Annotated in this window: 6 protein-coding genes; all 6 read right to left on the bottom strand. The window is 40.1% G+C overall.

Features of this window, described 5'->3' with window-relative positions:
• Positions 1–170 precede the first annotated feature (170 nt).
• Entirely contained in the window at positions 171–464 is a 294-nt protein-coding gene (locus tag C1726_RS18315; protein WP_053477111.1) for a DUF1292 domain-containing protein, read from the bottom strand.
• 13 nt (positions 465–477) lie between these two features.
• Positions 478–894 carry a Holliday junction resolvase RuvX gene (gene ruvX / locus C1726_RS18310; protein ID WP_142385101.1) on the bottom strand — a complete coding sequence of 139 codons (417 nt, stop codon included), beginning with the start codon at positions 892–894 and terminating at the stop codon, positions 478–480.
• Between the two features lie 3 nt (positions 895–897).
• The gene (locus tag C1726_RS18305) at positions 898–1,164 is read right to left on the bottom strand and encodes an IreB family regulatory phosphoprotein (protein WP_053477113.1); all 267 of its coding nucleotides are present in this window, start codon (positions 1,162–1,164) and stop codon (positions 898–900) included.
• 465 nt (positions 1,165–1,629) lie between these two features.
• A complete protein-coding gene (alaS, locus tag C1726_RS18295) occupies positions 1,630–4,263 on the bottom strand; it encodes an alanine--tRNA ligase (RefSeq protein ID WP_102274468.1) in 2,634 nt (877 codons plus the stop codon).
• 445 nt (positions 4,264–4,708) lie between these two features.
• Positions 4,709–5,791, bottom strand: coding sequence for an AI-2E family transporter (locus C1726_RS18290; protein ID WP_102274467.1), 1,083 nt, complete (start codon positions 5,789–5,791; stop codon positions 4,709–4,711).
• Between the two features lie 89 nt (positions 5,792–5,880).
• A complete protein-coding gene (locus C1726_RS18285) occupies positions 5,881–6,006 on the bottom strand; it encodes a YrzQ family protein (protein ID WP_322091020.1) in 126 nt (41 codons plus the stop codon).
• Between the last annotated feature and the right edge of the window lie 29 nt (positions 6,007–6,035).

Raw genomic sequence — 6,035 nt, 5'->3', positions numbered from 1 at the left:
CTTTACATTTTCAGCTTAAGGCTGTCTTGTCAACTTGCTTTTTTACATCTCGGCTTATTATACTATATTTTCTTTTAGCAGTCGCAAATTAATACAAAAATCAAAGAAAACAAACAAATTTTCCCATAAAAAAACTGGCTTGTCCGCAGACGAGCCAGTTTTTTCCTTTATTATTCCTCTTCTTCTTCTGCAAGAAATGCGTTTAGCATTTCTTCAATCATTTCCCACTCTTCATCCGCATCTGGTTCAATCGGAATAAGTTCACCGTCCTGATTATCATCGCTTGGAATAAATGCAGATGCATGAATATCAATTTCTCCATCTTCATCTTCTTCCGCACCAATTGGATAATAAAGGACATATGATTTTCCGAATTCCTCAGAATCAAATGTAAAAAGCACTTCACATAATTGCTCGTTGCCCTCTTCATCTACGACTGTAATATTTTTTTCTCCGTGTTCCATTTTCTTCACCTCATTAATTTTTGCTATCTAAAAAGCCCTGTAAAATCATAACGGCAGCCATTTTATCTATGACCTTTTTTCTTTTTTTACGGCTGACATCCGCTTCAAGTAAAACCCTTTCAGCAGCTACTGTTGACAAACGCTCATCCCATAATATAACAGGTAAGTGATAAAGCTTTTCAAGCTCCGCAGCAAACTTTTGATTGGCTTCTCCGCGCGGACCGATTGACCCATTCATATTTTTTGGCAGACCGACAACGATTTTACTTACTTCATGTTCTTTTATTATTTTTCCTAATTGCTCGAAACCAAAATCATTCTCTTCTTCATTAATCTTAATGGTTTCTAATCCTTGCGCTGTCCAGCCAAATGCATCGCTTAGCGCTACGCCGACTGTTTTTGAGCCGACATCCAATCCCATTGTCCGCATACTTTATCCCTTTCGCTGCTGCTTCAAGTATGATTTAACAAGCTCTTCGATGATTTCGTCCCTTTCAAGTTTGCGGATAATGTTACGTGCATCCTTATGACGGGGGATGTACGCAGGATCCCCAGAAAGAAGGTAACCAACAATTTGGTTGATTGGGTTATACCCTTTATCTTGAAGAGCCTCGTACACTTGGAACAGCACTTGGTTCACATCATGCTCGATTGGCTCTTCAGGAAAATTAAACCTCATTGTTTTATCAAATGAGCTCATACTTTACACCTCTTTTTTGATTGAGCGTTAAGCGTGGCGCTAAAGCAAGCACCTTCCGCTTTTCTTTGTCCAGCTCCGGTGGCTAGGGGCTCGAGGTCATAAGCCATCTCGGCAAGAAAGTTAAAGTACAAACTTTCCAGCCGATCTGTCTTATGCTTGTCGCCCCTGAGCAAGCCACCTCCCGCTTTTCTTTGTCCAGCTGCAGGCGCTATCGGCTCGAGGTCATAAGTCATTCAGTCCAGAAGGTTAAAGAACAACCTTCTTGCCTGCTTGCCTTATGCTTGTCGCCGATGGGCAAGCGCCTTCCGCTTTTCTTTGTCCAGCTCCATCGGCTAGACCCTCGAGTCATAAGCCATTCCCCTGTTGAAGGCAAAGTACGCCTTCCTCAGTGGCCTGTCTTATGCTTGTCGGGTCTGAACAAGCCGATTCCGCTTTTCTTTCATTCTACACTACTTTGCTCGGTTATCAAACGGATTTGACCCATTCTTCAACAAAATTCAATGCGCTTTCGAGCTTTTCCGGGTCTTTTCCGCCAGCTTGTGCCATATCTGGACGGCCTCCGCCGCCTCCGCCGCATCGTGTAGCAACTTCCTTAATAATTTTTCCAGCATGGTATCCTTTTTCAATCAGATCACTTGTGACACCGGCAATTAAATTTACTTTCCCTTCATTTACACTGCCAAGAACAACGACTGCTGAGCCAAGCTTATTCTTTAAATCATCTGCCATATTGCGCAGGTTATTCATATCTGTCGCAGCAACTTTTGCTGATAATAAGGTTACTCCATTGACTTCTTTCGTATTGGATACAAGGCTGCTAGCTTCAATATTGCCCAATTTTGCTGCTAATGATTCATTTTCACGCTGAAGCTGCTTCATTTCTCCAAGTAAAGTCTCAATTCTTGAAGCCAATTCCCTCGGGTTCGCTTTTAATTTCGCTGCAGCTTCTTTAAGAATACCAATCTGGTCATTTAATAATTGATAAGCTGCCTCACCTGTAACAGCTTCAATTCGACGAGTACCTGCTCCAATTCCGCTCTCAGATAAAATTTTAAATAACCCGATTGTCGAAGTGTTAGGTACATGACATCCTCCGCATAGCTCTAGGCTATAGTCGCCAACTTGAACAACACGAACAATCTTCCCATACTTTTCGCCGAACAATGCCATTGCACCCATTGCTTTTGCTTCTTCAATGTTTTTAAAATCGATTTCCACATCCATACTGCGCCAAATTTTCTCATTCACAATACTTTCGATTTTTTCTAATTCATCAGAAGTAATCTGACCGAAATGAGAGAAGTCAAAACGTAAACGATCTGGTTCAACAAGTGATCCAGCCTGATTTACATGCGTTCCAAGCACATCCTTTAATGCTTGATGAAGCAAATGTGTGGCCGTATGGTTTTTAATTACTTTAGAACGGATTAATTCGTTTACAGTTGCTTTTACTTGTTGATTTTCTTTTAAGCTTCCTGCTTCTACAATTGCACGGTGGAGGTTCTGCCCGTTTGGCGCCTTTTGGACATCCTTAATAGCAACTCTTAATCCTTCACCCACTAACAATCCTTGGTCAGCAATTTGTCCGCCGCTTTCCGCATAAAATGGTGTAATATCCAAAATCAGCTGTACTTCTTCACCAGCTTCTGCTGCATTGATTAATTGACCGTCTTTAATAATCGCTGCAATAGTTGAATCAGTTTCTAGGTTATCGTAGCCGACAAACTTGCTTTCAACTTTTATTTCTCCTAGCACACCGCCTTGGACTTGCATGGAATCAACGTCTTGTCTAGCTGCACGAGCACGTTCACGCTGAAGCTCCATCTCTCTTTCGAAGCCTTCATGATCAATTTTCATGCCTTCTTCTTCTGCATATTCTTCTGTTAGTTCAACCGGGAATCCATACGTATCATATAGACGGAAGACATCTTCGCCTTGAATCGTATTCTTTCCAGCTGCTTTTTCCTTTTTAATAACAGATGAAAGAATGGCTAAACCATCATGTAATGTTTCATGGAAACGCTCTTCTTCATTCTTAATTACTTTTTGAATGAATTCTGTTTTTTCTTTTACTTGCGGGTAAAAGTCATTCATAATCTCGCCTACAACAGGGACTAGCTCGTACATAAATGGACGGTTTATATTAATTTGCTTTGCATAGCGTACAGCTCTTCGCAGCAATCGGCGCAATACATAGCCGCGTCCTTCATTTGATGGAAGTGCCCCATCACCGACCGCAAAAGCAACTGTACGAATGTGGTCCGCGATCACCTTAAATGCAACATCAATTTCTTTATTCACACCGTATTTTTCTCCTGAAATCTCTTCTGTTCCATGAATAATCGGCATAAATAAATCTGTATCAAAGTTTGTCGGCACATTTTGAACGACTGAAGCCATTCGTTCAAGTCCCATTCCAGTATCAATGTTCTTTTTCGGAAGCGGAGTATATGTGCCATCAGGATTATGATTGAATTCTGAGAACACAAGATTCCATACTTCTAAATATCGGTCATTTTCACCGCCAGGATATAATTCTGGATCATTTACGTCATTTCCATATTCAGGTCCGCGATCATAGAAAATCTCTGTATTCGGACCGCTTGGACCTTCTCCGATATCCCAGAAATTCCCTTCTAAACGAATGACTCTTTCCTCGGGAACACCGATTTTTTGTCGCCAAATATCAAAAGCCTCATGATCCTCTGGATGGATAGTAACAGATAATTTTTCCTCATCAAAACCGATCCATTTCTCATCCGTTAGAAATTCCCATGCCCATTCAATTGCCTCTACTTTAAAATAATCACCAATTGAAAAATTGCCAAGCATTTCAAAGAAAGTATGATGGCGTGCTGTTTTACCAACATTCTCAATATCATTTGTCCGAATAGACTTTTGTGCATTCGTGATTCTTGGGTTTTCAGGAATCACACGGCCGTCAAAATACTTCTTTAAGGTCGCCACACCGCTATTAATCCAGAGTAAGGAAGGATCCTCATGCGGAACAAGTGATGCACTCGGCTCAATCGCATGCCCTTTTTCTTTAAAAAACTCTAAAAATAAATGACGAATTTCTGATCCAGATAATTGTTTCATGTATATAGCCTCCTAAAAATTATTTTTATAAACAAAAAAAGCCCTCCTCCCGGACAGGGACGAAGAGCTATCTCGTGGTACCACCCTGATTTGAATAGAAAAGCTTCGCCTTCTATTCATCTCTTAGATCCTTAACGCGGATAGACGGCAGGAATTAGCTGCACTCCGGATTAGCGTTCTGTTATCCTTCACCTAGGAATTCTTCCAGCCTAGGAATTCCCTTTCTGACTCGAAAAGCGTAAGTGCCTTGGTCAGCCCCGACAAGCATAAGACAAGCCGGCTGGAAGGTTGTTCTTTAACCTTACTGGCGGATTGGCTTAGACCAAAGAGGGGCTAGGCGACTTTCGCTAGACAATTAGATGGACTATAACATACTCGTTCCTTCTTCATGTTATACTTATACTTTTGATTATAGTCGAATTATATCGAGTTCAAAATAGATTTGTCAAGAACGGGTAAATTTCGGATTTGGTCCTTTTACAAAATGAGATCTTGCATGGATAAGGCTCACCTTGATTACCGCTAAAATAGGAACTGCAATAATCAGACCAATTACACCTCCAGCTTCTCCTCCGGCAAGGAGTGCTAGCATAATCACAAGCGGATGCATATGCAAGCTTTTTCCAACTATGAAGGGTGACAAAATATTGCCTTCAACAAATTGAAGAACAAAAACAATAACGATGGAGATGATAACCATTTTTATTGATAGAGTGGAAGCGATAATCACAGCTGGGATCGCCCCAAAAATGGGTCCAAAATAAGGGATAACATTTGTAACCCCAATTAGCATGCCAAGGAGAAGGGGATATTTCATCCCAACAACCCAAAATAGCAGAGCAGAAATGGCTCCAACGATCACACAAACTAAAAGCTGCCCCCTAATATAGCTTCCTAACGATTTATCAACATCACGTAAAAAAAGAATACCTTCCTGTCTCCACTTTCTCGGGGTTACATACCATACGGTTCGTTTCATAATTTCATAATCCTTTAACATGTAAAAAGAAATAAAAGGAATAATAGCGATGACTAAGGAGTAATTTAAAATACTTAATAATATGTTTACACTTTTAGATAGCAGCTTATCTAACTCCGATTCCATGGCTAATATTCCTTCATCAATTCTAATTTGCAATCCATCCGGCCAAGTAGAGGTTTTATGCTGAATGATTTCAATCCATTCTCTGTATTGATTTGCAAATTGCGGTGCATTTTCAGTTAAGTCTCTTAATTGATGTATAAAAGCTGGAATTCCTTTATAAAGTGCAAAACCTGCTCCGCCGAAAAATAGAATATAAATAAAAAAAACGGCTGCTCCCTTATGTAATCCACTTTCATGCAGCTTTTTGACAATCGGATGAAGCAAATAGGTTATGAAGGCAGCAATGACAAATGGAAAGAAAACGGCTAAAACAATTTTTAATATAGGCATCCATAATTGCTGAAGCTTTAAAAAAACAAATACAACAATAAATAATAAAAGGAGAAATCCCAATCGGTAATACCATTTTAATCGAATATCCACACTGTACCCTCCTCCTCTTATTGTGAGTGTATACTTTTGGATTTATGCAAAAAGGACTGACACCTAAAAAGATGTCAGTCCCTGTTTTTTTAAAACAAAGCCTTTGTTATTCGTTTCTGCAGTTTTTTCATTTGCCGTTCCGACATTAGATTATTTTTTTGTGCCAGGCCATATGCTGCCATTCCTGCACCAAAAACAAGCGCTGAGGTTAACATTCGATTCAATTGCCTCACCTCGATTTTTT

The sequence above is a fragment of the Cytobacillus massiliigabonensis genome, from assembly GCF_900199725.1.
Classification (GTDB): Bacteria; Bacillota; Bacilli; order Bacillales; family Cytobacillaceae; genus Cytobacillus; species Cytobacillus massiliigabonensis.
The sequence above is the reverse complement of the archived record's forward strand: the minus strand, read 5'-3'. Positions and strand labels throughout refer to the sequence as shown.

Coding starts and splice junctions, on each gene's coding strand:
- C1726_RS18315 (WP_053477111.1), bottom strand. CDS start 464: ATGGAACACGGAGAAAAAAATATTACAGTCGTAGATGAAGAGGGCAAC.
- ruvX (WP_142385101.1), bottom strand. CDS start 894: ATGCGGACAATGGGATTGGATGTCGGCTCAAAAACAGTCGGCGTAGCG.
- C1726_RS18305 (WP_053477113.1), bottom strand. CDS start 1,164: ATGAGCTCATTTGATAAAACAATGAGGTTTAATTTTCCTGAAGAGCCA.
- alaS (WP_102274468.1), bottom strand. CDS start 4,263: ATGAAACAATTATCTGGATCAGAAATTCGTCATTTATTTTTAGAGTTT.
- C1726_RS18285 (WP_322091020.1), bottom strand. CDS start 6,006: ATGTTAACCTCAGCGCTTGTTTTTGGTGCAGGAATGGCAGCATATGGC.